Raw genomic sequence first — 23425 nt, forward strand, 5'->3', positions numbered from 1 at the left:
TTTGCTGAAACGATGAGACTCTTTTCGAAGTTCCGCTGGGTCCGCCGGCGACACCTGATGAGCCTGCGCGGACAACTCTTTCTCGAGGCCCCTTGGGCGGGCGGCGCCGTGCTGCTCGTCTGCGTGGTCGCAGCCATGCTGCTGGCCAACCTCCCGGCCACGAAGATCTACTACCACCATCTGCTGGAGACGGATCTCTCGCTGCTGGTGCGTTCGCCCGACGGCGTGATCAACTGGTTGTTCCCGCGGGGCATGACCGTCGAGAAGTTCGTCAACGACGGTCTGATGGTCATCTTCTTCTTCGCCGTGGGGCTGGAGATCAAGCGCGAGGTGGTCTGCGGACAGCTCTCTTCGGTGCGTCGGGCCATCCTCCCGGTGCTGGCCGCGGCGGGCGGCATGCTCGCTCCGGCGCTCATCTTTCTGGCGTTCAACCACGGTACGGAGGCCGTCAACGGCTGGGGAATCCCCACGGCCACCGACATCGCCTTTGCCGTCGGGGTGCTCTCGATGCTGGGCGACCGCGTCCCGGCGTCGCTCAAGATCTTCCTCACGGCACTGGCCGTGGCCGACGATCTGGGGGCCGTGCTGGTCATTGCCCTCTTCTACGGCGGGCACGTCGAGCTGACGTGTCTGGTGCTGGCCCTGCTGATCATGGCCGGGGTCTACGTGATGAACCGAATGGGCGAAAAGCGCATGTTCGCCTATCTGCTTCCGGCCGTCGTGGTCTGGGGGCTGTTCTACTATTCGGGCGTGCACTCGACCATCTCGGGGGTGGCCATGGCGTTGCTGATCCCCATGCAGCCGCGTTACAGCCGGGAGTATTTCGCCCACAAGATGAAGTGGCTCAACGCCCGGGTGGTGCGGGCCGCCACGCACGAGGATTTCCCCAACGAGGAGCAGCGTTTCTATCTGCGGCGCATCCACAACCTCACGAGTCAGTCGGTGGGGATGAGCTACCGCCTGGAGCACGCCCTGGCCCCCTATGTGGCCTTCCTCATCATGCCGGTCTTCGCGCTGGCCAACGCCGGGGTGGAGATCTCCTCGGCAGCCTATTTCGATATCTTCCACCGTTCGGCCGAAACGGGGGCCGTCGGCATGGGCATCTTTTTCGGACTGCTGGTCGGCAAACCGCTCGGAATCTTTCTGGCCAGCTGGGGCGCCGTGCGTGCGGGACTGGCCGAACTGCCCGAGGGAACCTCGTGGCGGATGCTGCTGGCCGTGGCCTGTCTGGGCGGTATCGGCTTCACGATGTCGCTCTTCGTCGATTCGCTGGCCTTCGACGATCAGGCACTCGTCGACCGGGGCAAGATCTCGATCCTGATGGGATCGGTCGCCGCGGCCGTTGCCGGAAGCGTGCTGATCCTGCTCTTCTCGCGAAAAACGAAAAAGCTACAAAACAATGCATAAAACGATGAAAAACCTGCTTTGGATCCTCCCGGCGGTGGCCCTGCTGGGGGGCTCGTGCTCGAAAAAGTCGGGCGGCGGGGGTGTGAAACTCCGCAACGACGTGGACTCGGTGGCCTACGTCATCGGCATGAACGTGGGGCTGAATCTGCAGCGCATGGACTCGACACTCAACGTCGAGGCGGTGTGTGCGGGCATCCGGGATATCTTCGCCGGGCAGCCCGTCCTGACAACCTCCGAGGCCGAGACCTTTTATCTGAGCTACGTGAACTACGCCCTCCCGGAGAAAGCCCGGGCCTACGAGGAGCGGTTCCTTGAGGATATCGCCAAATCGAACCGTTCGTATGCACGCACCTCGTCGGGTGTGACCTATACGGTCGAGGAGGTCGGTGACCAGAACCGGATCCCCGTGTCGGACCGCGACAGCGTGGCGCTGCGCTGGGTGATCCGCACGGCCGACGGACGGGAGATCCTCTCCTCGTACGAACGTGGCGATACGGTGCGTTCGACGCTGCGCGACCTGAACCGCGGCGTGCAGGAGAGTCTGAAACTGATCGGCGTGGGCGGCCGCATCAATGCCTGGATGCCCTCGTCGGTCACCTACGGCGCCGACGGTGACAAGACGCTCGGAATCGGTCCCAACACGACGCTCTGCTATCAAATCGAGCTGCTCGATCTGGACAAGTATGCCGATCGGTTCCGCCGTCGATAATTTGCGCGAAGAAAATCGGTCATTATCCAATATTTTACTATCTTTGCGCGTGCGAAAAAACATTCAACATACATATTCAAAAACAACCATGAAAAGAGTCTTTTTTGCCGCAGCGCTTGCAGGTGCGGCGATGCTTGCCTCCTGCGGGGGCAACAAGACCGGAGTCGAGATGGGCAGCCTGTCGAAGTTCGATTCGCTGTCGTACGCCCTGGGTGCGAACATCGGCTACGGCATCAACTATGAGATGAAGGACATTCCGTTCGATTTCAAGGCTGTCGACAAGGGTATCCGCGAGGGGGCTCTGGACAAGGCCTCGCAGCCGCACGACGAGTCGCTTGACATGCTGCGCGAATACTTCATGTCGAAGCGCGGCGAGCGTGCCCGCGCCATTGCCAAGAAGCGTGCCGAGGCCGACAGCGTACGTCTGGCCGGCGGCGATTCGACCAAGGTCGAGTATCCGGCCGCCGATCCCGAGATGTTCGAGTCGGAGGAGGAGCGTACACAGCTCTCCTATGCCTTCGGTAACGACATCGGCTACAACATCGCCAACAGCGGTATGCCGGTTCAGCTGGTATGGATCTGCGAGGCCATGCAGAACGTCCGCGACAAGAACGCCAAGATGGATGAGGATGCCGTGAACCAGTACCTGCAGTACTACTTCATGGTAAAGCGTCCGGCCGAGAATGCCGAAGCTTCGAAGACCTGGCTGGAGAAGATCGAGAAGAAGTCGGGCGTGAAGAAGACCGAATCGGGTTTGCTCTACAAGGTGACCGAGATGGGCGATACGACGATGATGGCCAAGGATCCGCGCGACGTGGTGAAGGTGCACTACACGGGCCGCACGCGTGAGGGCAAGGTCTTCGATACGTCGAAGTTCGCCAACCGTCCCAAGGAGCAGCAGGAGATTCTCAAGAAGCAGCGTCCGGACAGCTATGACAAGGACGAGCCCGTGGAGTTCCCGCTCAATCGCGTGATTCCGGGTTGGACCGAGGGTCTGCAGCTTGTGGGCAAGGGTGGCAAGATCACGCTCTGGATCCCCTCCGATCTGGCCTATGGACAGCGTGGCGCCGGTCGTGACATCGGTCCCAACGAGGCGCTTGAGTTCGAGGTCGAGCTGATCGACGTAACTCCCTACGAGGAACCGGCTCCGGCCGATTCGACGGCTGCAGCTCCCGCCGTTGAGCCCCTTGCCAAATAAGGTTCCACGTCAGCGATAAAAAATCCCGGAATGCTTGCGGCATTCCGGGATTTTTTGTTTGGCGTTCCGTTGTGGGCTTCTGACGTCAAGGTACCGCCTTCTTTCAGAGGCCCTTCTCAGAGGCCCTTCTCAGCAAGTTCCTCTCTCTGCCCTCTCTCTGCGGTTCCTCTCTCAGCAGCCCTCTTTTTCTGCGGCCCCTCTCTCAGCCAGCGGGCCCCTTCCCTCACACTACGGCCCCTTTCTCTCTCTGCGACCCCTCTCTCTGCGACCCCTCTCTCTGCGGCCCCTCGGACTCAGAAGGGGAGGTCGTCGACCTCCTGGGAGGGAGTCGAGGCGTAGGAGGGTTCCTCGACGATGGGAGGCATGTCGGGCATCGGTGCTGCGGCGGCCGGCTCCTGCTGCCTGGGCTGGATGCGCCAGGCACGCACGTCGGTGTACCAGCGGCCGTTGTATTCGCGCGACTCGATGTTGACCGAGACGGTATAGGCGGCACCCTCCTTCAGCCGGGCCACATCGTCGGGCTTGTTGAAGAACGTGACGCAGATCTTGCGGGTGAACGATCCCTCGTTCATCTCAAAAACCACATCCTGACGCTGCCACTCACCGCGGGCCGAAGTGCCCTTCGTGACCGGCAGTATTTTGTAGACGGTTCCTTCGAATTCCATAATTTCGTATCGTTTTTTGGTGATTGTCTCCTCTGCAGACCGTGCGGAAAGGGACTCCGGCGCGGTGCTCCTGCAAAGATAGGCAAATTTTGCGATTCCGCGTCCCGGAACCTTGAATTTTCCATCTTCGGGAGTCCGGTCCCGCGGGATTGAACCTCAATCCTCGTCGTCGGGCCTGCTCTGGCGGGGGTGTTTGCGCTCGATGCGCTCGGCCAGGCGGATGCTCAGTTCGTAGAGCCCGTAGAGGGGGATGATCACCAGCACCAGGCTGAAGATGTCGGGCGGGGTGATGATGGCCGAGATGACGAGCAGAATGACGAAGGCGTGGCGGCGGTAGCGCTTCAGAAAGGCTGCCGAGACGATCCCCATGCGCGAGAGGAAGTAGATCAGCAGCGGCAGTTCGAACATGAAGGCGCAGGCCATCGAGACGACAATGACTGTCGAGAGGTAGTCGCCGATGTCGATCATGTTGGTAATCTCGGGGCTGACCTGGTAGTTGGCGAAGAAGTTGATCGACAGCGGCACCATGATGAAGTATCCGAAGAGCAGCCCCGTGAAGAAGCACCCCGAGACGGCGGTGACGAACCAGCGTGTGCCGGCAATCTCGCGCGGGGTGAGGGCCGGCCGTACGAACTGCCAGAACTCCCACAGCACGTAGGGCATGGCCAGGGCGATGCCCGCGACGAGCGAGATCTTCATGTGGAGATTGAACTGTCCGGCCAGCGAGGTGTTGATCACCTGGAAGCGGTCCGAAGCAATTTCGAACGAGGCGACCGATGTGTCGAACGAGGTTCCGAGCGTGGCATTGAGCCATTCGGCCAGGTGGGCCCATTCGGCGCCGATCCACGAGAGCAGCCGGTTGGTGGGGAAGTCGGCCTGCCGGGGTCCGAAGAGGACGGTGTCGATGATGAAGCCCTTGCAGAGGAATGCTGCGATGCCGATGAGGACGATGGCCAGCGCCCCGCGTACCAGATGGGGGCGCAGGGCGTCGAGGTGCTCGAAGAAGGTCATCTCCGAGGAGTCGGGTTCGGGGTGTTTCATGCGGCGGATGGCGTTTGACGGCGGAGTTCAGACATCGACGGGTGAGGCCGGCGGGTCGGAGCGGCGGAAGCGGCGGAACGGGCTGCCCGGCGAAGCAGCGGAACGTGGCGTGCAACGGACCGCGTGACGGGGCTGACGCTGTGCGGGGATCCGGGGCCGGCCGGGCTGACGGTGTGCGGGGGCCCGGGACCGGTGCGGGGTTGACGGAGCACGAGAATCCGGGACCGGCCGCGGGACGGCGGCTACTTCTCGGACTCCTTGCCCGACGAATCGTTTTTGCGGTTGGCCTGATTCTCTTCGGCGGAGTAGTCCTTGTTGACGGCATCCTTGAACTCCTTGACGCCGCGGCCCAGGCCGCGCATCAATTCGGGAATCTTGCGTCCGCCGAAGAGCAGCAGAACGACCAGCACGATGACGACAAGTTGGAGAGGTCCGATTACACCACAAGGGATAAACATGTCTTTCTACTTTTTTAGGGTTCTGTATCCGTTGACCGTATTTTGTGGCCGGTCGACCGTTTTGGGCCCCTGGGGAGGTGCCGCGTATCTCGCTGCATCCACCCTGAGGGCTCTTTCCGACAAAGATACGGATTATTTGGACAAATCCGCGTGCGGAGACGAAATTTTGCGCTCCGACGGAGGGGATTCAGGCGTGACGCCGGGCCAGTTCGCGCTCGAGATCGGCAATCGACAGACCGGTGGCCTCGAGCAGCACGAGCAGGTGGTAGACCAGGTCCGAAGCCTCGTAGACCAGGGCGTCGCGGTTGCCGGCCACGGCTTCGATCACCGTCTCGACGGCCTCTTCGCCGACCTTCTGGGCGATCTTGTTCACGCCGCGCGTGAAGAGACGCGAGGTGTAGGAGCCTTCGGGCATCTCGCGGTGGCGTCCCTGGATGACGCTCTGCAGGTAGCGGATGAAGCCCTCTTCGTCGGGTGTGGCCTTGCCGAAGCAGGTGCGTGCACCGGTGTGGCAGGTGGGGCCGTGGGGGATGACCCGCACGAGCAGCGTGTCGGCGTCGCAGTCGGCGGCCACCGAGACCGCTTCGAGCCAGTTGCCGCTGGTCTCGCCCTTGGTCCAGAGGCACTGCCGCGTGCGGCTGTAGAAGGTGACGCGGCCCTCGGCGAGGGTCTTCTCGTAGGCCTCGCGGTTCATGTAACCCAGCATGAGCACCTGCAGCGTGCGGTCGTCCTGGATGATGGCGGGAACAAGCCCGCCGGGGAGTTTTTCGAGGTTGAGCTCCGAAAAGGAAATTCCTGAAATCTTCATGGTATCTGTTTTTTTGTCGGTTTGTTTTTTGTCGGTTTGTTTTTGCGGGGCGTCGGGCGGCAGGAGCGGTTCAGACGCGGGAGACCGGACGTGGTTGGTCCGCTCGACAGGTCCGGCAGGAGCGGATGGTTCGGATGGTCCGGGGAGCAGCTTCAGAGGCGGACGGGGATGCCGCGCTCACGGAGCTCCCGCTTCAGGCGCGGAATCGGAATCTCTCCGTAGTGGAAGATGCTGGCGGCCAGTGCGGCGTCGGCTCCGCCGCGGGTGAGCACCTCGGCGATGTGGCCGACGGTGCCGGCTCCGCCCGAGGCGATGACCGGCACGGGCAGTTCGGCCAGCCGGGCGAAGGTCTCGCACGGGTAGCCGTTCTTCGTGCCGTCGTGGTCCATCGAGGTGAAGAGGATCTCACCGGCGCCGCGATCGACGGCCTCGCGGGCCCACGTGAAGAGTTCGCGCTCGGTCAGATGTCGTCCGCCGTGGGTCGTCACCCGCCAGCGGCCGTCGATCTGCCGGGCGTCGATCGCCACGACGACGAACTGCGAACCGTATTTCGAGGCGATCGAGTCGATCAGCGCGGGGTTTCCGACGGCGGCGCTGTTGACCGTCACCTTGTCGGCCCCGGCATCGAGCAGCCGTCCGGCGTCGTCGACCGAGGCGATGCCGCCGCCGACGGTGAAGGGGATGTCGATGCGGGCGGCGATGCGCGAAACCAGATCGGTGAAGGTGCGGCGCCCCTCCTGCGAGGCGCTGATGTCGAGGTAGACCAGTTCGTCGGCCCCTTCGGCGGCGTACTTGGCCCCGAGTTCCACGGGGTCGCCGACGCGGCGCAGATCCTCGAAGTGAATCCCCTTGACGGTCTGACCGTCGCGGATGTCCAGACAGGGTATTATTCGTTTTGCAAGCATCGTTCTATTTCCTCCAGGGTGATACGTCCTTCGTAGAGCGCCTTGCCGATGATGACGCTCCGCAGTCCCAAAGTGTCGAGGCGGCGGATGTCGTCCATCGACGAGATGCCGCCGCTGACCGTGACCTCGACCGTCGGGAACTGCTCCTGCAGCCGGGTGTAGAGCTCCGCACCGGGGCCGCAGAGCATGCCGTCGCGCGAGATGTCGGTGCAGATGACCTGCGCGAGGCCCTGCGGCAGGAAGCGTTTGATCAGTTCGTCGGCCGTTGCCGTCGACTCTTCGAGCCATCCCAGCAGGGCCACCTTGCCGTCGCGCAGGTCGGCGCCGAGGATCATCCGCCCGGGGCCGAACTCTCCGAGCCATGCGGCGAACCACTCCGGTTGCCGCACGGCCACGCTGCCGCAGATGGCCCGCCGGGCGCCGGCGTTGAAGACGTCGTGCAGCGCCTCGCGGCTCTTGATGCCGCCGCCGTACTCGATGTCGAGCTCCGTGCGCGAGGCAATGCGCTCCAGCGTGCGGAGGTTACGCGGTTCGGAGGCCTTCGCACCGTCGAGGTCGACCACGTGGAGGCGGCCGATGCCCGCCCCTTCGAAGCGGAGTGCCGTCTCGAGCGGATCCTTGCTGTAGACTTTCCGGCTGGCGTAGTCGCCCTGCGTGAGGCGTACGCACTGGCCCTCGATGAGGTCCATGGCCGGTATGAGGGTGATGTTCATGGTTTTTCGTGGTTTGTGGTGGATATGTCCGGTCGTATCGGTGGAAGGTTGCCGGTTCGGAGTCGGGCGGCAGCGCCTTACTTCAGATTCAGGAAGTTCTGCAGGATCCGGGCCCCCGTTGTGCCGCTCTTTTCGGGGTGGAACTGCGTGCCGTAGAAGTTGTCGCGCCGGAGTGCCGCGCTGAAGCGTCGTGCGTAGTCGGTCGTGGCGATTGTAGCCGGACAGAGCTCCGCCGCATAGGAGTGGACGTAGTAGACGTAGCTCTGTTCGGGAATCCCCTCGAAGAGCGGCGAGCGCAACCCTTCGATCGTATCCCAGCCCACGTGGGGGACCTTCAGCCGGGAGTCGGCATCGGATGTTTCGGGAAGAGGCCGGTCGGTGTGGCGGCCGGTCGGTGTGGCGGCCGGCGGGGCCGTATCCGGGAGGGTCGGGCTGGCCGCCGCTTCGTGGAGGATTTCCTCTACGGCGGTGGTGGGGAGGCGCCGCACCCGTGTGGGGAAGATCCCCAGACACTCCGCCCGCCCCTCCTCGCTCGAGAGGCACAGCAACTGCATGCCGATGCAAATGCCCAGCACGGGGCACGTCAGCGTCGGCAGCACCTCGTCCAGCCCCCGTTCGCGGAGTTTTGCCATGGCGCTCGAGGCTTCGCCCACGCCCGGGAGGATCACCCGCTCGGCGCAGCGCAGCTGAGCGGCATCGGCCGTGAGCGTGAACTCCGCACCGGCCCGCCGCAGGGCATCGGCAACCGATCGCAGGTTGCCCGTATCGTAATCGACGACGGCTATCATAGGACTCCTTTGCTGCTGGGTATGTCGTATCCGAAACCTTCGCGCCGCACGGCCATGCGCAGTGCCCGGGCGAAGGCCTTGAAGATGGCTTCGGCCTTGTGGTGTTCGTTCTCGCCGCGGGCCGCGATGTGGAGGTTGCACCGTGCGGCGCAGCACAGCGAGTGGAAGAAGTGGCGGAACAGTTCGGTCGGGACGTCGCCTACCCGTTCGCGGCGGAATTCGGCCTCCCACTCGAAGTCGATGCGCCCGCCGAAGTCGAGCAGCACCAGCGCCCGGCAGTCGTCCATCGGCAGGGCGAATCCGTAGCGGGCGATGCCGGCCTTCGAACCCAGCGCGCGGTCGATGGCCTCGCCCAGGGTGATGGCGACATCCTCCACGGTATGGTGCTCGTCGACCTCCAGGTCGCCGTGGGCCTCGACCGAGAGCGAGACGCCGCCGTGGTGGGCAATCTGCGAGAGCATGTGGTCCAGGAAGTGGAGGCCCGTCGAGATGCGGTCGTTGAAGTCGCCGCGGCCGTCGAGGTCCAGCCGCACGCGGATCTGCGTCTCGCGTGTCTGGCGCCGCAGGTCGACCTGCCGCTCCCCGCGGCGGATGAACTCCGCTACCTCGGCCCACGAATCGCTCACCAGCGCGCAGCTCTCCGCCACGCCGGCCTCCTCCACCATCCGCCGCCCCTCGGCCGCGGGCCGCAGCAGGACGCCGCGGGCCCCGAGGTTGCGGGCCAGCAGAAGGTCCGTCACGCGGTCGCCGATCACGTAGCTCGATGCGAGGTCGTACGACCCGTTCAGGTATCGGGCGAACATCCCGGTGCGGGGTTTGCGCGTCGGGGCGTTGTCGCGCTCGAAGGTGCGGTCGATGAGCTGGTCGTCGAAGACGATCCCTTCGCCGCCAAGCGTCGCGAGCATCTTCTCGTGGGCGGGCCAAAAGTCCGCCTCGGGGAAGGAGTCGGTGCCCAGACCGTCCTGGTTGGTGGCCAGCACCAGCTCGAAACCGAGTCCCGAGAGGGCCTTCAGCCCCGAGATGGCACCCGGTACGAAGCGCATCTTTTCGAGGCTGTCGATCTGCTCGTCGGCGGGTTCCGCGAGGATCGTGCCGTCGCGGTCGATGAAGAGGGCTTTTTTCATGGTTGGAAATTTTGGATGGTTCGGATCAGCAGGTCGTTTTCCTCGGGACGGCCGACGGTGATGCGCAGGCACCCTGCGCAGCCCGCCACGCGCGAGCGGTTGCGGACGATCACCCCGGCGCGGATCAACGCCTCGTAGAGGCGGTCGGGCGCCGCGGTGCGCACCAGCAGGAAGTTGGCCTCCGAGGGGTAGACCCGTTCGATAGCCCGGCAGCCGGCCAGCGCCCGCGCCGTGCGGAGCCGCTCGCGGCGAAGTTCGGCGATCTGCGCCGTGATCGGCTGCGTGAGGCGTTCGAGGACCTCGCGCTGCGTCGGACCGTTGATGTTGTAGGGGTACTTCACCCGGGCGAAGAGCTCCGCCACGGGCTCCGCCGCAAAGGCCAGTCCGAGACGCAGCCCGGCCATGCCCCACGCTTTGGAGAGGGTCTGCAGGATGATGAGATTCGGAAACTCGTCGAGCCGGCTGAGAAATCCCGGCTTCGAGGCGAAGTCGATGTAGGCTTCGTCCAGGAGGACCATCCCCGGGAACTCGCGCAGCAGCCGTTCAATTTCGCGGGCCGGAAAGGCGTTGCCCGTGGGGTTGTTCGGCGAGCAGATCCACAGCAGCTTCGTGCGCTCGTCGGCCGCTGCGAGCAGCGCGTCGGTCGGCAGCGCGAAGTCGTCGCCGAGCGCCACCTCGCGCATCTCGACGTCGTTCGTGTCGGCCGCCACGCGGTACATGCCGTAGGTCGGCGCGATCGAGACGGCGTTGTCGCGCCCCGGCGTGCAGAAGATCCGGTAGGCGAGGTCGATCGCCTCGTCGCTGCCGTTGCCCAGGAAGATCTGCCCCTCGCGAACCCCCTTCAGGACGGCAATCCGGCGTTTCAACTCCCGCTGGTGGGGATCCGGGTAGCGGTTCACCCCGTTGTCATAGGGACTTTCGTTGGCGTCGAGCCACGTGGAGATCTCCCCGCCGGCGTACTCGTCGCGGGCCGTAGAGTAGGATTGCAGGGTCCGGATATTCGGCCGGACCAGCTCGTCAAGGGGTCTCATGATCGCTTCGGATTTTGCGGGTTAAGCGTATCGTTCGGAGCTTCGGCTGATTCGAGCCGGATGCGGACGGCGTCGGCATGGGCGTCAAGTCCCTCGGCCATGGCCATCGCCTCGATGGTCGGGGCCAGGCGCCGGAGCCCCTCGCGCGTCAGCTCCTGGAAGGTGATCTTCCGCAGGTAGGAGTCGACATTCACGCCGTTGCACGAACGGGCCCAGCCTCCGGTCGGGAGGGTGTGGTTCGTCCCCGAGGCGTAGTCGCCGGCGCTCTCGGTCGACCAGCGGCCGATGAAGACGCTTCCGGCCGAGGTGATCCCGGCGGCCGCCTCCCACGGCGACTCCATCGTGAGGATCAGGTGCTCCGGGGCGTAGGCGTTCGAGAAGGCGATGCGCTCTTCGCGGTCCGTGAGGACGATGATCCGGCTCTGTTGCAGCGCCTCGCGGATGATTGCGGCACGGCGCCGCCGGGTCAGCTGCTCAGCAACGGCCCGCTGCGTGGCCCGGGCGAACTCCGTCGAGGCGCAGACCAGCACCGCCTGGCTGTCGCCGCCGTGTTCGGCCTGCGAGAGCAGGTCGGCGGCGGCGAACTCCGGCGAGGCGCTGTCGTCGGCCAGCACCAGCACCTCCGAAGGGCCGGCCGGGAGGTCGATCGCCACGTCACGGGCGCCGACCAGCTGTTTGGCCTTCGTCACGTAGCGGTTTCCCGGACCGAAGATCTTCTCTACACGCGGAATGCTCTCCGTGCCGTAGGCCATGGCGGCAATGGCTTGGGCTCCGCCGACGGCAAAGAGGTGTGTCACGCCGCAGAGCCGCGCCGCGTAGCGGATCTCCGGGGCGACGCTCCCGTCCGCACGGGCCGGGGTGCAGAGGATCACCTCGCGGCAGCCCGCCACCCGGGCCGGTAAGGCCAGCATCAGCACCGTCGAGAAGAGCGGTGCCCGCCCGCCGGGAATGTAGAGCCCCACGCGGTCGATGGCCACGGCGCGCTGCAGGCAGGTTACGCCCGGCATTGTCTCGATGCGCACCTCGGCGGGCAACTGCGCCCGGTGGAAGGTCTCGATATTCGCACGGGCCGTGTCGAGGGCCTGTTTCATCGCGTCGGAGAGCTCTCCGGCGGCCGCCTCCACCGTCTCGGCCGGAATCTCGAACGCTTCGGGCCGCCGCCCCTCGATGCGTTCCGTGATGTCGCACAGGGCCCGGTCGCCTCCCGTGCGCACCTCTTCGAGGATCTCCTCCACCTGTCGGGTGATCTCCTCCTCGCGGCGCGTGCAGCGTTCGGTCAGTGTGCCCCACGCGCTGCGGGGCGGATTGTCGTAGATGGTCAGCATCGCGCTGTTTTCGGTCGTATTCATGTCGTTCATGGCTTGCAACGTTTTCAACGGATCATGTTTTCGAGCGCCAGCACAAGAATGCCTTCGGCGCCGATCTTCTTCAACTGTTCGATGCGCTCCCAGAGCTGCTCCTGTGCCAGCACGGCGTGGATCGAGCACCACCCCTCCTGGGCCAGCGGCAGCACCGTCGGGCTGCGCATCCCCGGCAGGATGCGGATCGCCTCCTCGAGCCGCTCTTCGGGCAGATTCATCAGCACGTACTTCATGCCGCGGCTCTCGAGGATCGAGTTGAAACGGAAGGTCAGCTGCTCGGTTTCGCGCCGCTTGTCGGGTCCGAGATTCGGGCAGGCGATCAGCACCGCCTCCGAGAAGAAGACCTTCTCGACCTCGGTCAGTCCGTTTGAGATGAGCGTACCGCCCGAGGAGACGATGTCGAAGATGGCGTCGGACATCCCCACCGCCGGGGCGATCTCGACCGAACCCTCGATGCGGTGAATCTCGGCTTCGATGTCCCGTTCGGCGAAGTAGCGCATGAGGATGTTCGGATAGGAGGTAGCGATGCGCCGGCCCCGGAAGTACTCCGGACCCGGGTAGTCGGTCCCCTTCGGGACGGCCAGCGAGAGGCGGCACCCGCCGAATCCGAGATCCATGAGCTGTTCGACGCGGAAGCCCTTTTCGGCTACTTCGTTCAGCCCTACGATCCCCAGATCGGCGACGCCCATCGCCACGGCCTGCGGGATGTCGTCGTCGCGCAGATAGAGCACTTCGAGCGGGAATCCTTCGGCCCGCGAGATGAGTTTGCGCTTGCTTTCGGCAACCTGGATGCCCGCTTCGGCAAGCAGGCTGGTGCTCTGTTCGTTGAGTCGGCCCTTGGCCTGGATGGCTATTCGCAACATGTTTCGTGTGGTTTTGATTGTCCTGTTTTTTTTTTTTTCCCCCCCCTCTCCCCCTCCTCCGTGTGGCCTGATACGAAAAAAGCCCACCCGCAAGGGGTGAGCTTCATGTATCGGTATGGTTCGTTATCTCTCTTTCGGACCGTTTATCGGTCTGTCGTTCTGCGGTTGTTCCATACATGATCGCCTGCCCCCGGGATTTCGTGGCGGTGATGATGATGGATATGGATAAACTGCAGCATGCTGTTTCGGATTGTTGAGGACAAATATAGTGATTCCGATCCGAAAATCCAAATTTTTCATCCGTTTTGTGCCGCGCACGGCGGCTGGGAATGCTGTGTCCCTTGCCGCCTGACGGCCGAAAAGTGTCTATTTCTCTGGAAGTTTTGCGGAGGAGTGGGGGAGTTTTGAAAAATTTTTCATATCTTTACGGGAGATCGCCGCAAGGTTAGGGCGGCGCTCTCATCCTAAAAACGAAACGCCATGTGTGACGACCCCATTCTGTCGATCGCAACCCGTCTGCGCGGGCTGCGCGAAGTTCTCGAATTGTCGGAGCAGGAGGTGGCCGACAGCTGCCGCATCTCCCTCGACGAGTATCGGGCCCTCGAAAGCGGGCATTCCGACATCTCGGTCAACCTGTTGCAGACCATCTCCCGCCGCTACGGCATCCCGCTCGACGTGCTGATGTTCGGCGAGGAGCCCCGCATGAACTCCTATTTCATCACCCGCGCCGGGCGTGGCGTGGCGGTCGAACGCCGCAAGGCCTACCGCTATGAGGCGCTGGCCGCCGGATTCCGCGACCGGCGGATCGACCCCTTCATCGTGACCGTCGAACCGGCTCCGGCCGATGCCCCGATGCACCTGAACACCCACCCCGGACAGGAGATGAACTACGTACTCGAAGGCCGCCTGCTCATCGAGCTCGACGGCCGGCAAATCGAACTCAATCCCGGAGACAGTCTCTATTTCGACTCCTCGCTGCCCCACGGCATGAAGGCGCTCGACGGCAGGACGGTCCGTTTTCTGGCCATTATATTATAAGAGGTATGAATCTGGTAGATCGTTATCTGTCTCGGACCGACTTCTCCTCGCAGGAGGAGTTTCGCGAGCACCTGCATATCCGGGTGCCCGAGCATTTCAATTTTGCCTATGACGTCGTCGACCGCTATGCCGCCGAAGCTCCCGACCAGCTGGCCATGCTCTGGACCGACGACAAGGATCATGTGGCCCGCTTCACCTTCGCCGACCTCAAGCGCGAAAGCGACCGTACGGCCTCCTGGTTCCGGAGCCTCGGCATCGGCAGGGGCGACCCCGTGATGCTGATTCTCAAGCGCCGCTATGAGTTCTGGCTCTCGGTGCTGGCCCTCCACAAGTTGGGCGCCGTGGTGATCCCGGCCACCCACCTGCTGACGAAAAAGGATGTCGTCTATCGCTGCAACACGGCCTCGATCCGGGCCATCGTCGCGGCCGGCGAGCGGGTCATCACCGACCACATCGCCGCCGCCATGCCCGAGAGTCCCACGGTGCGGGCCCTGGTGAGTGTCGGTCCCGAGGTGCCCGAGGGTTTCCTCGATTTCCATCGCGGCATCGAAGAGGCCGCCCCCTTCGTGCGCCCCGAACACCCGAACGACAACGACGACATCATGCTCATGTACTTCACCTCGGGAACCACCGGCGAGCCGAAGATGGTGGCGCACGACTTCACCTATCCGCTGGGACACATCGTCACGGCCCGCTACTGGCACAACCTCCACGAGGGGAGCCTCCACCTGACGATCGCCGATACGGGGTGGGCCAAGGCCGCCTGGGGAAAACTTTACGGGCAGTGGTTCGCCGGCGCCACGCTCTTCGTCTATGACCACGAAAAGTTCACGCCGGCCGACATCCTGCACAAGATTGAACAGTACCGGATCACCTCGTTGTGCGCCCCTCCGACGATCTACCGCTTCCTGATCCGCGAGGATCTGTCGCGTTTCGACCTCTCGTCGTTGGAGTACTGCACCACGGCGGGCGAGGCGCTCAACGGTTCGGTCTACGACACGTTCCTTGCCCAGACCGGCATCCGGCTGATGGAGGGTTTCGGCCAGACTGAGACGACGCTGACGCTGGGTACCTTCCCCTGGATGGAGCCCAAGCCCGGCAGCATGGGCGTCCCCAATCCGCAGTATAGGATCGACCTGCTGACGCCGGACGGCCGTTCGGCCGAGGACGGTGAGCAGGGGCAGATCATCATCCGCACCGACGGCGGAAAGCCCCTCGGCCTCTTCAAGGAGTACTACCGCAGCGAGGAGCGCACGCGCGAAGCGTGGCACGACGGCGTCTACTACACGGGCGACGTGGCCTGGCGCGACGAGGACGGTTACTACTGGTTTGTCGGACGGGCCGACGACGTGATCAAGAGTTCGGGCTACCGCATCGGCCCCTTCGAGGTTGAGAGTGCGCTGATGACCCACCCGGCTGTCGTCGAGTGTGCCATCACGGGCGTTCCGGACGAGATCCGCGGGCAGGTGGTCAAGGCGACGATCGTCCTGGCGGCCGAATGGCGCGAACGGGCCGGTGCCGCGCTGGTCAAGGAGCTGCAGGACCATGTCAAGCGCGTCACGGCCCCCTACAAGTATCCGCGCGTGATCGAGTTCGTCGAGGCGCTGCCCAAGACCATCAGCGGCAAGATCCGTCGGACGGAGATTCGCCGCGACGACGCCTCCAAAAAGGGGTGATCCATTCCGCGTGACGGGAGCGTGCTTGTCCGCCGGCCGTGTGAAGATTTGCCGCCGGGTGTCGTGTGGAAAAGGAGGCGCCCGGCCGTTCGATCCGGATCCGGAGGGCGGGGTAGGCTTGAACGGCTGTTGAGTTCCCGTCGGAAACGGCACCTCTTCTTGCCTGTTGGTCGTTCGCCCGTTCGGCCGGTTGAAGCATGAAAAAAGGACTGTCTCGCGAGACAGTCCTTTTTCGTTTCCGGCGAATTGTCCGGTATCGGGCAATCCGCCCGGCAGGTGGGCCCAGAGGGGCATGATCCCACGACCTTCGGATTATGAGTCCGCTGCTCTGACCGACTGAGCTATGGGCCCCGGGGCGTTTTGGATACCTCCGCAGAGGATCTTCCGCGCTTTGCGACGACAAAGATAGAAAAACAATCCGGATTCCGCAACCCCGCAGCCGGCTGCCGATGCGAAAAAATTTGTCCCGGCGCTTGTTTCTTGCAAATTAATTCGTACCTTTGTCCCGCTTAAGCACTAATTATTAACAAAAACAACGAAATGAAAAAGGGTATCCATCCGGAAAATTATCGTTTAGTGGCGTTCAAGGACATGTCCAACGACCACGTGTTTTTGTGCCGGTCCGCCGTTTCGACAAAAGAGACCATCGAAGTGAACGGCGAAACCTATCCCGTGTATAAGATGGAAATCTCCAACACCTCGCACCCGTTCTATACGGGCAAGATGAAGTTGGTTGACACCGCCGGTCGCGTCGATAAGTTTATGAGCCGCTACGCAAAACGCTACGATAAGAAAAACGCCAAGTAAATCGTCGCTGTCGGCATTTACCGCTTACGGGCTGCATCGCAGATGCGGCCCGTCTTTTTTTTGTGTAAATCACCGCTTTTTTTCGGGTCGGGGGTGTTGTTTTTTCGCTACAACGTTGTTGTTTTATACTTATATTTGCGGCCGAAGGCAAACAGGATTGATTGCAAGTCTTAATTTGTTGTGTGTCATGAAAAACGGATTCAAAATGATGGTCGTGGCCGCGCTCCTCGTTGCGGCAGCCTCGACCTCCTGCGTCAGCCGGCAGGTCGCTCTTCAGGCCGAAAACCAGCGCGACTCGCTCTCCGTGGTGGTCGGCCAGAAGGATTCGCTCATCAATGTCGTCTTTTCCGATATCAACGCCATCTCGGAAAACCTCGCCCTGATCAAGTCGCGTGAAAATCTGATCACCGTCTCCGAACCCTCCGACGGCGCCCGCCGCCCCGTCGAGGAGATCAACAACGATATCGCGGCCATCGACCGCCTGCTGCAGGAGAACAAGGCCAAGATCGCTTCACTGCAGCGTACGGCCGCTCAGCTGCGCAAGGCCAATCTGCGCATCGACGCCCTCGAAAAGATGATCGCCGATCTGAACGGCCAGCTCGCCCGGAAGAGTTTCGAAATCGAGCAGCTGCGCGAGAATCTCGCCCGGATGGGTGTCGAGGTGCAGACGCTCACCGAAGAGGTTGCCCAGCGCGATGCGCGTGTCGAGAGCCTCAGCGGCGAAAAGGTCGAACTCCAGAACCAGCTCAACACCGTCTACTACATCGTCGGCTCGGAGAAGGAGCTGCGCGATGCCCAGATCATCAACAAGGAGGGCTTCATCGGCCGGACACTGACCGTCGGCGACATGTCGAACCTCGACAGCTTCACGGTGGCCGATTCGCGGCTGCTCACCGAGATCCCCATCGGCCAGAAACGCGTGACGGTCGTCTCGTCCCACCCCGAGGATTCGTATGAACTGGTCACGGCGGCCGACAAGAGCGTCGAGAAGCTTCTCATTACCGATCCGGGCCGCTTCTGGGAATCGTCCAGGGTGCTCATCGTAAGCTACAGGTAGCGTCGCGGCCGATCCCTTCGTGAGCCTCTCTGAAAAGGTCCGTCCCCCGTCGGGGACGGACCTTTTCTATTGTGCCGGCGGTCTTTTCATTTGCTTTTCCGGACTTTTTTTGTAATTTTGTCGAAACTTCACTCGTGTATGGATTATCAAACCAAACCGCAGTTTGTGGAGCCGGACCTGAAGGAGAATTGTTCTGCGGATTGTAGTAGTTGTCCTACCTTTCCGGCGCCCTTCCGGCGCGTCGGTGACTCCTCATACTGCCGGTTCTCGCAACTTACGTTCGCCGTCGGTGACGGCGTGACCTTCCCCGCCGATCGGATCGTGCGGATCCTCTTCGTCCTCTCCGGATCGCTCCGTCTGCAGCAGGGCGCCGACATGCTGCGGCTCGTCACCTCGAAACAGTGCGTCTGCCTGGCCCGCAACGAACAGATCGTCGCCACGGCTCAGGATGTCGAGACCCGCGTGGTGGTCCTCTCGCTCGTGCATCGCATCGAGTTCTGCGAACAGGACTTCTTCAACCGTCTCCCGCCCTCCGATTCGAAGATCCCTGCCGAAGCGGCCCCCATCCTCTCGATCCATCCGGCCATCGAGCAGTTGCTCGTCTCGTTCTTCGCCATCCCCCAGATGGTCGGCTGTGTCCGCTACCACCGCATGAAGACCTCCGAGCTTTTCATGATGATCAAGGTGCTCTATACGCCGACCGAACACGCCTATTTCTTCCAGGCGCTGGTGCAGCCGCGCGACAATTTCCGCCTCTTCATCTGCAACAACTACGAAAAGGCGCAGGGCGTTACGGAACTTGCCGCCCTGGCCGGCATGAGCCTGTCGGTCTTCAAGCGCCGCTTCGCCGAACACTTCAACGACAGCGTCTATCACTGGATGATGTCGCAGAAGGCCCAGAAGATCTACGCCGATATCCGCGACGGGGAGGACAGCACCAAGGCGCTGATGAAAAAGTACGGCTTCCGCCACTACACGCAGTTCAGCCGTTTCTGCAAAAACTATCTGCAGGCCACTCCGGCGCAGTTGATCAGTTCGGTGCACAGCAAGTGATGCGGCGGGGGCCGCGTGCTGCCGCCTCCGGGTGAGGCGTTTGTCGGTTGCGGAGGCCGTCGGATATGGAGGCGGCCGGGCGCTTGTGCCGGAGACGCTACGCCGGGGCGGATTCTTCTTCGGGCGGCGGGCGGGACAAAGAGTTTTCCTTTGAAGACGATATTTTTTGCCGAACGTGTTGCGTTATCCAAAACTTTTCCTATCTTTGCACCCGATTTCGCCCCCGTACCACAGACGCATGGGCGCCGTTCTTTGAGAAGAGTGAAAAAGTAAAAAATTTGTCAACGAAATATTTGGTCGATAAATTTTTTATGCCTACCTTTGCAATCCAAAACGGTAAATAATTGCCGATGTAGCTCAGTTGGCCAGAGCAGCTGATTTGTAATCAGCTGGTCGTGGGTTCGAATCCCTCCATCGGCTCGGAAGCCGATCCGAGGAGCCTCGCCGGACAGGAGATCCGGAGTGGGGCAGGTTACTGAGGCTCGGTTTTACATCGCGAAAGCGAAAAACTTGGGAAGTTACCAGAGTGGCCAAATGGGGCAGACTGTAAATCTGCTGGCGTACGCCTTCGGTGGTTCGAATCCATCACTTCCCACTCTACAGGAAAACCGATTGGAGCTCCGTCCGGCTGCATGCGGCAAGGCCACTCCGATACGGGATATTTTTGCGGAAGTAGCTCAGTTGATAGAGCATCAGCCTTCCAAGCTGAGGGTCGCGAGTTTGAGCCTCGTCTTCCGCTCCAACGCAAGCAGCGTGTGATGCAAAAATCCGGTTCGAGGACCGGAGGTTTGTGTCGCCCGCTTGTTCTGCGGAATAAGGATGAATTTTAAAACTGGAAGTAATTTTTAACAATACTTTAAAATACTTAATACTATGGCAAAAGAAAAATTCGACCGGTCGAAACCGCACGTGAACATCGGTACCATCGGTCACGTTGACCACGGTAAGACTACCCTTACGGCCGCTATCACGACCGTTCTGGCAAAGCAGGGTCTTTCGGAGCTCCGTTCGTTCGACTCGATCGACAACGCCCCCGAGGAGAAAGAGCGTGGTATCACGATCAACACCGCACACGTTGAGTACCAGACCGCAAAGCGTCACTACGCTCACGTAGACTGCCCGGGACACGCCGACTATGTGAAGAACATGGTAACGGGTGCCGCTCAGATGGACGGTGCCATCCTGGTTGTAGCCGCTACCGACGGCCCGATGCCCCAGACCAACGAGCACGTGCTGCTCGCCCGTCAGGTGAACGTGCCGAAGATCGTTGTCTTCCTGAACAAGTGCGACATGGTGGACGACCCCGAGATGCTCGACCTGGTTGAAATGGAGGTTCGTGACCTTCTGTCGAAGTACGACTACGACGGCGACAACGCCCCCGTAATCCGTGGTTCGGCCCTGGGTGCCCTCAATGGCGAGCCCAAATGGGAGGAGAAGATCATGGAGCTGATGGATGCCGTAGACAACTACATTCCGCTGCCGCAGCGTGACAACGAGAAGCCCTTCCTGATGCCTATCGAGGACGTATTCTCGATCACGGGTCGTGGTACCGTAGTAACGGGCCGTATCGAGACAGGCGTTATCCACGTGGGTGACCCCGTTGAGATCATCGGTCTGGAGGAGAAGACGCTGACGTCGACCTGCACCGGCGTGGAGATGTTCCGCAAGCTGCTCGACGAGGGCGAGGCCGGCGACAACGTAGGTCTGCTGCTCCGCGGTATCGACAAGAAGGAGGTAAAGCGTGGTATGGTCGTTGCCAAGCCGGGTTCGATCACCCCGCACACGGAGTTCGAGGCTGAGGTCTACATCCTGAAGAAAGAGGAGGGTGGCCGTCACACGCCGTTCCACAACAACTACCGTCCCCAGTTCTATCTGCGTACGATGGACGTAACGGGTGAGGTTCACCTGCCCGCCGGAGTCGACATGGTAATGCCTGGCGACCACGTAACGATCACCGTGAAGCTGATCTACCCGGTAGCCCTGAACGAGGGTCTGCGTTTCGCAATCCGCGAGGGTGGCCGTACGGTAGGTGCCGGTCAGATCCTGAAGATTCTCAAGTAACAAGGATCTATCCCCGATATTACGGAGGCGGTGCTCACCGCACCGCCTCTTCTTAGGAGCATAGTTCAAGGGTAGAATAGCGGTCTCCAAAACCGTTGATGGGAGTTCGAATCTCTCTGCTCCTGCCAGAAAGCAAACGAAAGAGTTATGTTCAACTACTTTAAAGAGTCCTACAACGAGCTTGTCCACAAGGTGACGTGGCCCACGTTCCCGCAGCTCCAGAGCTCAACGATCGTCGTGATGGTGGCTTCGGTCATCTTCGCTATTGTCGTGCTGGCCATGGACCTTACGTTCGAGAACCTCATGGCCGTTATCTACAAGACCCTGGGAAATCTCGGTCGTTAATAGCCTGTCGTTAGAAAATGAGCGAGATTAAGAAACAGTGGTATGTAGTCCGTGCCATTGGCGGCAAGGAGGCGAAGGTCAAAGAGTACATCGAAGCCGAAGTTCGCCACAACCACCTCGAGGACTATATTTCCCAGGTGCTGATCCCCACCGAGAAGGTCTATACGATCCGCAACGGTAAGAAGGTCTCCAAGGAGAAGGTTTCTTACCCGGGTTACGTGTTGGTGGAGGCAGCCTTCGTAGGACAGATTCCCATTCTGATTCGTAATACTCCCAATGTGCTGGGTTTCCTGGGCGATACCAAGGAGGACAGCCGGAAGATGAATGCAACCCCTCTCCGTCCACAGGAGGTGGCCCGCATCCTCGGTCGCGTCGACGAAATGAACGCCATGGAGGAGGAAAACGAAATACCATTCTTTGTCGGCGAGACCGTCAAGGTTACGGACGGTCCTTTCTCGAGCTTCCAAGGTACTATCGAGGCAGTCGACAACGAGCGCAAGAAACTCACGGTATCGGTGAAGATATTCGGGCGCAAAACTCCTATGGAGTTGGGTTTCACACAAGTTGAAAAAGAATAATTAACCAAGGAAAACTATGGCAAAAGAGGTTGCTGCATTTATTAAATTGCAGATCAAAGGTGGTGCCGCCAATCCTTCGCCCCCGGTTGGTCCCGCGTTGGGTTCCAAGGGAGTCAATATCATGGACTTCTGCAAGCAATTCAACGCGCGTACGCAGGACAAGGCGGGCAAGGTCCTGCCGGTGATCATCACCGTTTACAGCGACAAGTCTTTCGAGTTCGTTGTAAAACAGCCGCCCGTAGCCGTCCAGCTGAAGGAAGCTGCCAAGATCAAGAGCGGTTCGGCTCAGCCCAACCGGACGAAGGTCGCTCAGGTCACCTGGGATCAGGTCCGCGAGATCGCTCAGGACAAGATGGCCGACATGAACTGCTTTACGCTGGAATCCGCTATGCGCATGGTAGCCGGTACCGCTCGCAGTATGGGTATCAGTGTCGTCGGAGAATTTCCTAACTTGTAATGACAGAAGAAGATGAGTAAGTTGACAAAAAATCAAAAGATCGCCTACGCAAAGGTGGAAGCCCGCAAGGCTTACAAACTGCCCGAGGCCGCCGCTCTTCTGAAGGAAATTACGTTCACGAAATTCGATGCTTCCGTTGATATCGACGTTCGTCTGGGTGTAGACCCCCGCAAGGCCAATCAGATGGTCCGCGGCGTGGTGACGCTGCCTCACGGTACGGGCAAGACCGTTCGCGTGCTGGTGCTCTGCTCCCCCGAGAAGGAGGCTGAGGCAAAGGCTGCCGGAGCCGATTTCGTAGGTCTGGACGAGTTCGTCGACAAGATCAAGGGTGGTTGGACCGACGTTGACGTGATCATCTGTACTCCCAATGTGATGGGTAAGGTGGGAGCCCTGGGCCGTATCCTCGGTCCGCGCGGCCTGATGCCGAACCCCAAGACCGGTACGGTGACGATGGAGGTCGGAAAAGCCGTCAGCGAGGTGAAGGCCGGCAAGATCGACTTTAAGGTCGACAAGTTCGGTATCATCCACACCACGGTAGGCAAGATCTCGTTCACGGCCGAGCAGATCGTCGAAAACGCCAAGGAGGTGCTCAACACGATCATCAAGCTCAAGCCGGCCGCTGCCAAAGGTTCTTATGTGAAGAGTATCTATCTCTCGACCACGATGAGCCCCGGCGTGCAGATTGATGCCAAATCAGTAGAAACCAAATAACAGGGAGGATAACAGAGATGACTAAGGAAGAAAAACTGGTTGTAATCAACAGCCTCGCCGAGCAGCTCCAGGCTTATCCTCACTTCTACATCGCCGACATCGAGTCGCTCAACGCCGAGCAGACCGCTGCCCTGCGCCGCAAGTGCTTCGAGAGCGATGTGAAGCTGGTGGTCGTCAAGAACACGCTCCTGGGCAAAGCCCTCGAGAAGGTGGAGAAGGCCGATGCTGATCTGGTAAAAGTATTGGAGGGTCCTACCTCGATCATGTTCGCCAATGTGGCCAAAGCCCCGGCGGTGCTGATCAAGGAGTTCCGCAAGAAGTCCGAGAAACCCGTCCTGAAGGCCGCTTTCGCCGAGGGATGCGTCTACATCGGCGACGACAAGCTGGACGCCCTCTGCAACATCAAGAGCAAGGAGGAACTTATCGCAGACGTTATCGCCCTGCTTCAGTCCCCGGCCAAGAATGTTATTTCTGCATTGCAGGCTAATGCAGGCCAAAAGATTGCGGGCCTCGTGAAGACGCTCGAATCGAGAAACAACTAATTTCACAAACAAGAATCAAAAACAAATTA

General features: G+C 61.3%; 25 protein-coding genes and 5 tRNA genes. 18 read left to right on the plus strand and 12 right to left on the minus strand.

Annotation, left to right across the window (positions count from 1 at the left end; genetic code table 11):
* Window positions 1-12: 12 nt before the first annotated feature.
* From nhaA to B5E60_RS04860, 3 genes are all read left to right on the plus strand, one after another.
* Complete coding sequence (nhaA, locus tag B5E60_RS04850; RefSeq protein WP_087309919.1) at window positions 13-1407, plus strand: Na+/H+ antiporter NhaA; 1395 nt, start codon at window positions 13-15, stop codon at window positions 1405-1407.
* Window positions 1408-1411: 4 nt separating this feature from the next.
* Entirely contained in the window at window positions 1412-2116 is a 705-nt protein-coding gene (locus B5E60_RS04855) for an FKBP-type peptidyl-prolyl cis-trans isomerase N-terminal domain-containing protein (protein WP_087310089.1), read from the plus strand.
* 88 nt (window positions 2117-2204) lie between these two features.
* Window positions 2205-3314, plus strand: a complete 1110-nt coding sequence (locus tag B5E60_RS04860; protein WP_087309921.1) for an FKBP-type peptidyl-prolyl cis-trans isomerase — start codon at window positions 2205-2207, stop codon at window positions 3312-3314.
* Between the two features lie 293 nt (window positions 3315-3607).
* Here B5E60_RS04860 and B5E60_RS04865 read toward each other — a convergent pair whose 3' ends face one another.
* From B5E60_RS04865 to hisG, 11 genes are all read right to left on the minus strand, one after another.
* The gene (locus B5E60_RS04865) at window positions 3608-3979 is read right to left on the minus strand and encodes a DUF3127 domain-containing protein (RefSeq protein WP_087309923.1); all 372 of its coding nucleotides are present in this window, start codon (window positions 3977-3979) and stop codon (window positions 3608-3610) included.
* A gap of 156 nt (window positions 3980-4135) precedes the next feature.
* The gene (gene tatC, locus B5E60_RS04870) at window positions 4136-5020 is read right to left on the minus strand and encodes a twin-arginine translocase subunit TatC (RefSeq protein ID WP_239403232.1); all 885 of its coding nucleotides are present in this window, start codon (window positions 5018-5020) and stop codon (window positions 4136-4138) included.
* 242 nt (window positions 5021-5262) lie between these two features.
* Window positions 5263-5478 carry a Sec-independent protein translocase subunit TatA/TatB gene (locus B5E60_RS04875; RefSeq protein WP_087309925.1) on the minus strand — a complete coding sequence of 72 codons (216 nt, stop codon included), beginning with the start codon at window positions 5476-5478 and terminating at the stop codon, window positions 5263-5265.
* A gap of 187 nt (window positions 5479-5665) precedes the next feature.
* Entirely contained in the window at window positions 5666-6286 is a 621-nt protein-coding gene (gene hisIE, locus B5E60_RS04880) for a bifunctional phosphoribosyl-AMP cyclohydrolase/phosphoribosyl-ATP diphosphatase HisIE (protein ID WP_087309927.1), read from the minus strand.
* Window positions 6287-6438: 152 nt separating this feature from the next.
* Window positions 6439-7191, minus strand: a complete 753-nt coding sequence (gene hisF, locus B5E60_RS04885; RefSeq protein WP_087309929.1) for an imidazole glycerol phosphate synthase subunit HisF — start codon at window positions 7189-7191, stop codon at window positions 6439-6441.
* Window positions 7173-7904 (minus strand): 1-(5-phosphoribosyl)-5-[(5-phosphoribosylamino)methylideneamino]imidazole-4-carboxamide isomerase, encoded by a 732-nt coding sequence (gene hisA / locus B5E60_RS04890; protein ID WP_087309931.1) that lies wholly within the window; start codon window positions 7902-7904, stop codon window positions 7173-7175. Before hisA ends, hisF begins: the two co-directional genes overlap by 19 nt.
* A 77-nt stretch (window positions 7905-7981) precedes the next feature.
* Complete coding sequence (locus tag B5E60_RS04895; protein ID WP_087309933.1) at window positions 7982-8692, minus strand: imidazole glycerol phosphate synthase subunit HisH; 711 nt, start codon at window positions 8690-8692, stop codon at window positions 7982-7984.
* Window positions 8689-9816, minus strand: a complete 1128-nt coding sequence (gene hisB / locus B5E60_RS04900) for a bifunctional histidinol-phosphatase/imidazoleglycerol-phosphate dehydratase HisB (RefSeq protein ID WP_087309934.1) — start codon at window positions 9814-9816, stop codon at window positions 8689-8691. The genes B5E60_RS04895 and hisB overlap by 4 nt, the downstream gene beginning before the upstream one ends.
* Window positions 9813-10847 (minus strand): histidinol-phosphate transaminase, encoded by a 1035-nt coding sequence (gene hisC, locus B5E60_RS04905; RefSeq protein ID WP_087309936.1) that lies wholly within the window; start codon window positions 10845-10847, stop codon window positions 9813-9815. Before hisC ends, hisB begins: the two co-directional genes overlap by 4 nt.
* On the minus strand, window positions 10844-12205 hold the full coding sequence (gene hisD, locus B5E60_RS04910) for a histidinol dehydrogenase (protein WP_239403233.1): 1362 nt from the start codon (window positions 12203-12205) through the stop codon (window positions 10844-10846). The genes hisC and hisD overlap by 4 nt, the downstream gene beginning before the upstream one ends.
* Window positions 12206-12219: 14 nt before the next feature.
* Entirely contained in the window at window positions 12220-13071 is an 852-nt protein-coding gene (gene hisG / locus B5E60_RS04915; RefSeq protein ID WP_087309938.1) for an ATP phosphoribosyltransferase, read from the minus strand.
* Between the two features lie 480 nt (window positions 13072-13551).
* Between hisG and B5E60_RS04920 the strand changes: the two genes are divergently transcribed.
* Both B5E60_RS04920 and B5E60_RS04925 read left to right on the plus strand, forming a co-directional pair.
* Complete coding sequence (locus B5E60_RS04920) at window positions 13552-14109, plus strand: helix-turn-helix domain-containing protein (RefSeq protein WP_087309939.1); 558 nt, start codon at window positions 13552-13554, stop codon at window positions 14107-14109.
* Between the two features lie 5 nt (window positions 14110-14114).
* The gene (locus tag B5E60_RS04925) at window positions 14115-15785 is read left to right on the plus strand and encodes an AMP-binding protein (RefSeq protein WP_420534945.1); all 1671 of its coding nucleotides are present in this window, start codon (window positions 14115-14117) and stop codon (window positions 15783-15785) included.
* A gap of 277 nt (window positions 15786-16062) precedes the next feature.
* Here B5E60_RS04925 and B5E60_RS04930 read toward each other — a convergent pair.
* Window positions 16063-16136: transfer RNA gene (locus tag B5E60_RS04930), tRNA-Ile, on the minus strand.
* A 189-nt stretch (window positions 16137-16325) separates the two neighbouring features.
* Here B5E60_RS04930 and B5E60_RS04935 point away from each other — a divergent pair.
* The 13 genes from B5E60_RS04935 to rplJ all read left to right on the plus strand — a co-directional run bounded on the left by B5E60_RS04935 (window position 16326) and on the right by rplJ (window position 23396).
* Entirely contained in the window at window positions 16326-16592 is a 267-nt protein-coding gene (locus B5E60_RS04935; RefSeq protein ID WP_019149403.1) for a type B 50S ribosomal protein L31, read from the plus strand.
* 187 nt (window positions 16593-16779) lie between these two features.
* Window positions 16780-17649 (plus strand): Cbp1 family collagen-binding glycoprotein adhesin, encoded by an 870-nt coding sequence (locus tag B5E60_RS04940; protein WP_087309941.1) that lies wholly within the window; start codon window positions 16780-16782, stop codon window positions 17647-17649.
* Between the two features lie 138 nt (window positions 17650-17787).
* Window positions 17788-18702 (plus strand): helix-turn-helix domain-containing protein, encoded by a 915-nt coding sequence (locus B5E60_RS04945; RefSeq protein WP_232009159.1) that lies wholly within the window; start codon window positions 17788-17790, stop codon window positions 18700-18702.
* Between the two features lie 346 nt (window positions 18703-19048).
* A tRNA-Thr gene (locus tag B5E60_RS04950) sits at window positions 19049-19122 on the plus strand.
* Between the two features lie 92 nt (window positions 19123-19214).
* Window positions 19215-19297: transfer RNA gene (locus tag B5E60_RS04955), tRNA-Tyr, on the plus strand.
* A gap of 71 nt (window positions 19298-19368) precedes the next feature.
* Window positions 19369-19444, plus strand: a tRNA-Gly gene (locus B5E60_RS04960).
* Between the two features lie 131 nt (window positions 19445-19575).
* Window positions 19576-20763 (plus strand): elongation factor Tu, encoded by a 1188-nt coding sequence (tuf, locus tag B5E60_RS04965; RefSeq protein WP_087309943.1) that lies wholly within the window; start codon window positions 19576-19578, stop codon window positions 20761-20763.
* A gap of 54 nt (window positions 20764-20817) precedes the next feature.
* Window positions 20818-20891 (plus strand) — tRNA-Trp (locus B5E60_RS04970).
* Window positions 20892-20910: 19 nt separating this feature from the next.
* Complete coding sequence (gene secE, locus B5E60_RS04975) at window positions 20911-21108, plus strand: preprotein translocase subunit SecE (protein WP_087309945.1); 198 nt, start codon at window positions 20911-20913, stop codon at window positions 21106-21108.
* 17 nt (window positions 21109-21125) lie between these two features.
* Window positions 21126-21686: a transcription termination/antitermination protein NusG gene (gene nusG, locus B5E60_RS04980; protein WP_087309947.1), complete on the plus strand. Its 561-nt coding sequence runs from the start codon at window positions 21126-21128 to the stop codon at window positions 21684-21686.
* Window positions 21687-21702: 16 nt separating this feature from the next.
* Window positions 21703-22143 (plus strand): 50S ribosomal protein L11, encoded by a 441-nt coding sequence (gene rplK, locus B5E60_RS04985; protein ID WP_087309949.1) that lies wholly within the window; start codon window positions 21703-21705, stop codon window positions 22141-22143.
* 12 nt (window positions 22144-22155) lie between these two features.
* The gene (gene rplA, locus B5E60_RS04990) at window positions 22156-22854 is read left to right on the plus strand and encodes a 50S ribosomal protein L1 (RefSeq protein ID WP_087309951.1); all 699 of its coding nucleotides are present in this window, start codon (window positions 22156-22158) and stop codon (window positions 22852-22854) included.
* A 17-nt stretch (window positions 22855-22871) separates the two neighbouring features.
* Window positions 22872-23396, plus strand: coding sequence for a 50S ribosomal protein L10 (gene rplJ, locus B5E60_RS04995; protein ID WP_087309953.1), 525 nt, complete (start codon window positions 22872-22874; stop codon window positions 23394-23396).
* Window positions 23397-23425: the final 29 nt, after the last annotated feature.

It is taken from the genome of Alistipes sp. An116 (assembly GCF_002161005.1).
In the GTDB taxonomy this organism is placed as follows: domain Bacteria; phylum Bacteroidota; class Bacteroidia; order Bacteroidales; family Rikenellaceae; genus Alistipes; species Alistipes megaguti.

Excerpts from the sequence above, each read along its gene's own strand:
- hisD (WP_239403233.1), bottom strand. The coding sequence starts at position 12,205 with ATGAACGACATGAATACGACCGAAAACAGCGCGATGCTGACCATCTAC.
- B5E60_RS04855 (WP_087310089.1), top strand. The coding sequence starts at position 1,412 with ATGAAAAACCTGCTTTGGATCCTCCCGGCGGTGGCCCTGCTGGGGGGC.
- tuf (WP_087309943.1), top strand. The coding sequence starts at position 19,576 with ATGGCAAAAGAAAAATTCGACCGGTCGAAACCGCACGTGAACATCGGT.
- hisC (WP_087309936.1), bottom strand. The coding sequence starts at position 10,847 with ATGAGACCCCTTGACGAGCTGGTCCGGCCGAATATCCGGACCCTGCAA.
- B5E60_RS04925 (WP_420534945.1), top strand. The coding sequence starts at position 14,115 with ATGAATCTGGTAGATCGTTATCTGTCTCGGACCGACTTCTCCTCGCAG.
- nusG (WP_087309947.1), top strand. The coding sequence starts at position 21,126 with ATGAGCGAGATTAAGAAACAGTGGTATGTAGTCCGTGCCATTGGCGGC.
- hisF (WP_087309929.1), bottom strand. The coding sequence starts at position 7,191 with ATGCTTGCAAAACGAATAATACCCTGTCTGGACATCCGCGACGGTCAG.
- nhaA (WP_087309919.1), top strand. The coding sequence starts at position 13 with ATGAGACTCTTTTCGAAGTTCCGCTGGGTCCGCCGGCGACACCTGATG.
- hisB (WP_087309934.1), bottom strand. The coding sequence starts at position 9,816 with ATGAAAAAAGCCCTCTTCATCGACCGCGACGGCACGATCCTCGCGGAA.
- B5E60_RS04940 (WP_087309941.1), top strand. The coding sequence starts at position 16,780 with ATGAAAAACGGATTCAAAATGATGGTCGTGGCCGCGCTCCTCGTTGCG.
- hisG (WP_087309938.1), bottom strand. The coding sequence starts at position 13,071 with ATGTTGCGAATAGCCATCCAGGCCAAGGGCCGACTCAACGAACAGAGC.
- B5E60_RS04945 (WP_232009159.1), top strand. The coding sequence starts at position 17,788 with ATGGATTATCAAACCAAACCGCAGTTTGTGGAGCCGGACCTGAAGGAG.
- B5E60_RS04920 (WP_087309939.1), top strand. The coding sequence starts at position 13,552 with ATGTGTGACGACCCCATTCTGTCGATCGCAACCCGTCTGCGCGGGCTG.
- rplK (WP_087309949.1), top strand. The coding sequence starts at position 21,703 with ATGGCAAAAGAGGTTGCTGCATTTATTAAATTGCAGATCAAAGGTGGT.
- tatC (WP_239403232.1), bottom strand. The coding sequence starts at position 5,020 with ATGAAACACCCCGAACCCGACTCCTCGGAGATGACCTTCTTCGAGCAC.
- B5E60_RS04865 (WP_087309923.1), bottom strand. The coding sequence starts at position 3,979 with ATGGAATTCGAAGGAACCGTCTACAAAATACTGCCGGTCACGAAGGGC.
- rplJ (WP_087309953.1), top strand. The coding sequence starts at position 22,872 with ATGACTAAGGAAGAAAAACTGGTTGTAATCAACAGCCTCGCCGAGCAG.
- hisA (WP_087309931.1), bottom strand. The coding sequence starts at position 7,904 with ATGAACATCACCCTCATACCGGCCATGGACCTCATCGAGGGCCAGTGC.
- secE (WP_087309945.1), top strand. The coding sequence starts at position 20,911 with ATGTTCAACTACTTTAAAGAGTCCTACAACGAGCTTGTCCACAAGGTG.
- B5E60_RS04935 (WP_019149403.1), top strand. The coding sequence starts at position 16,326 with ATGAAAAAGGGTATCCATCCGGAAAATTATCGTTTAGTGGCGTTCAAG.
- B5E60_RS04860 (WP_087309921.1), top strand. The coding sequence starts at position 2,205 with ATGAAAAGAGTCTTTTTTGCCGCAGCGCTTGCAGGTGCGGCGATGCTT.
- hisIE (WP_087309927.1), bottom strand. The coding sequence starts at position 6,286 with ATGAAGATTTCAGGAATTTCCTTTTCGGAGCTCAACCTCGAAAAACTC.
- B5E60_RS04875 (WP_087309925.1), bottom strand. The coding sequence starts at position 5,478 with ATGTTTATCCCTTGTGGTGTAATCGGACCTCTCCAACTTGTCGTCATC.
- rplA (WP_087309951.1), top strand. The coding sequence starts at position 22,156 with ATGAGTAAGTTGACAAAAAATCAAAAGATCGCCTACGCAAAGGTGGAA.
- B5E60_RS04895 (WP_087309933.1), bottom strand. The coding sequence starts at position 8,692 with ATGATAGCCGTCGTCGATTACGATACGGGCAACCTGCGATCGGTTGCC.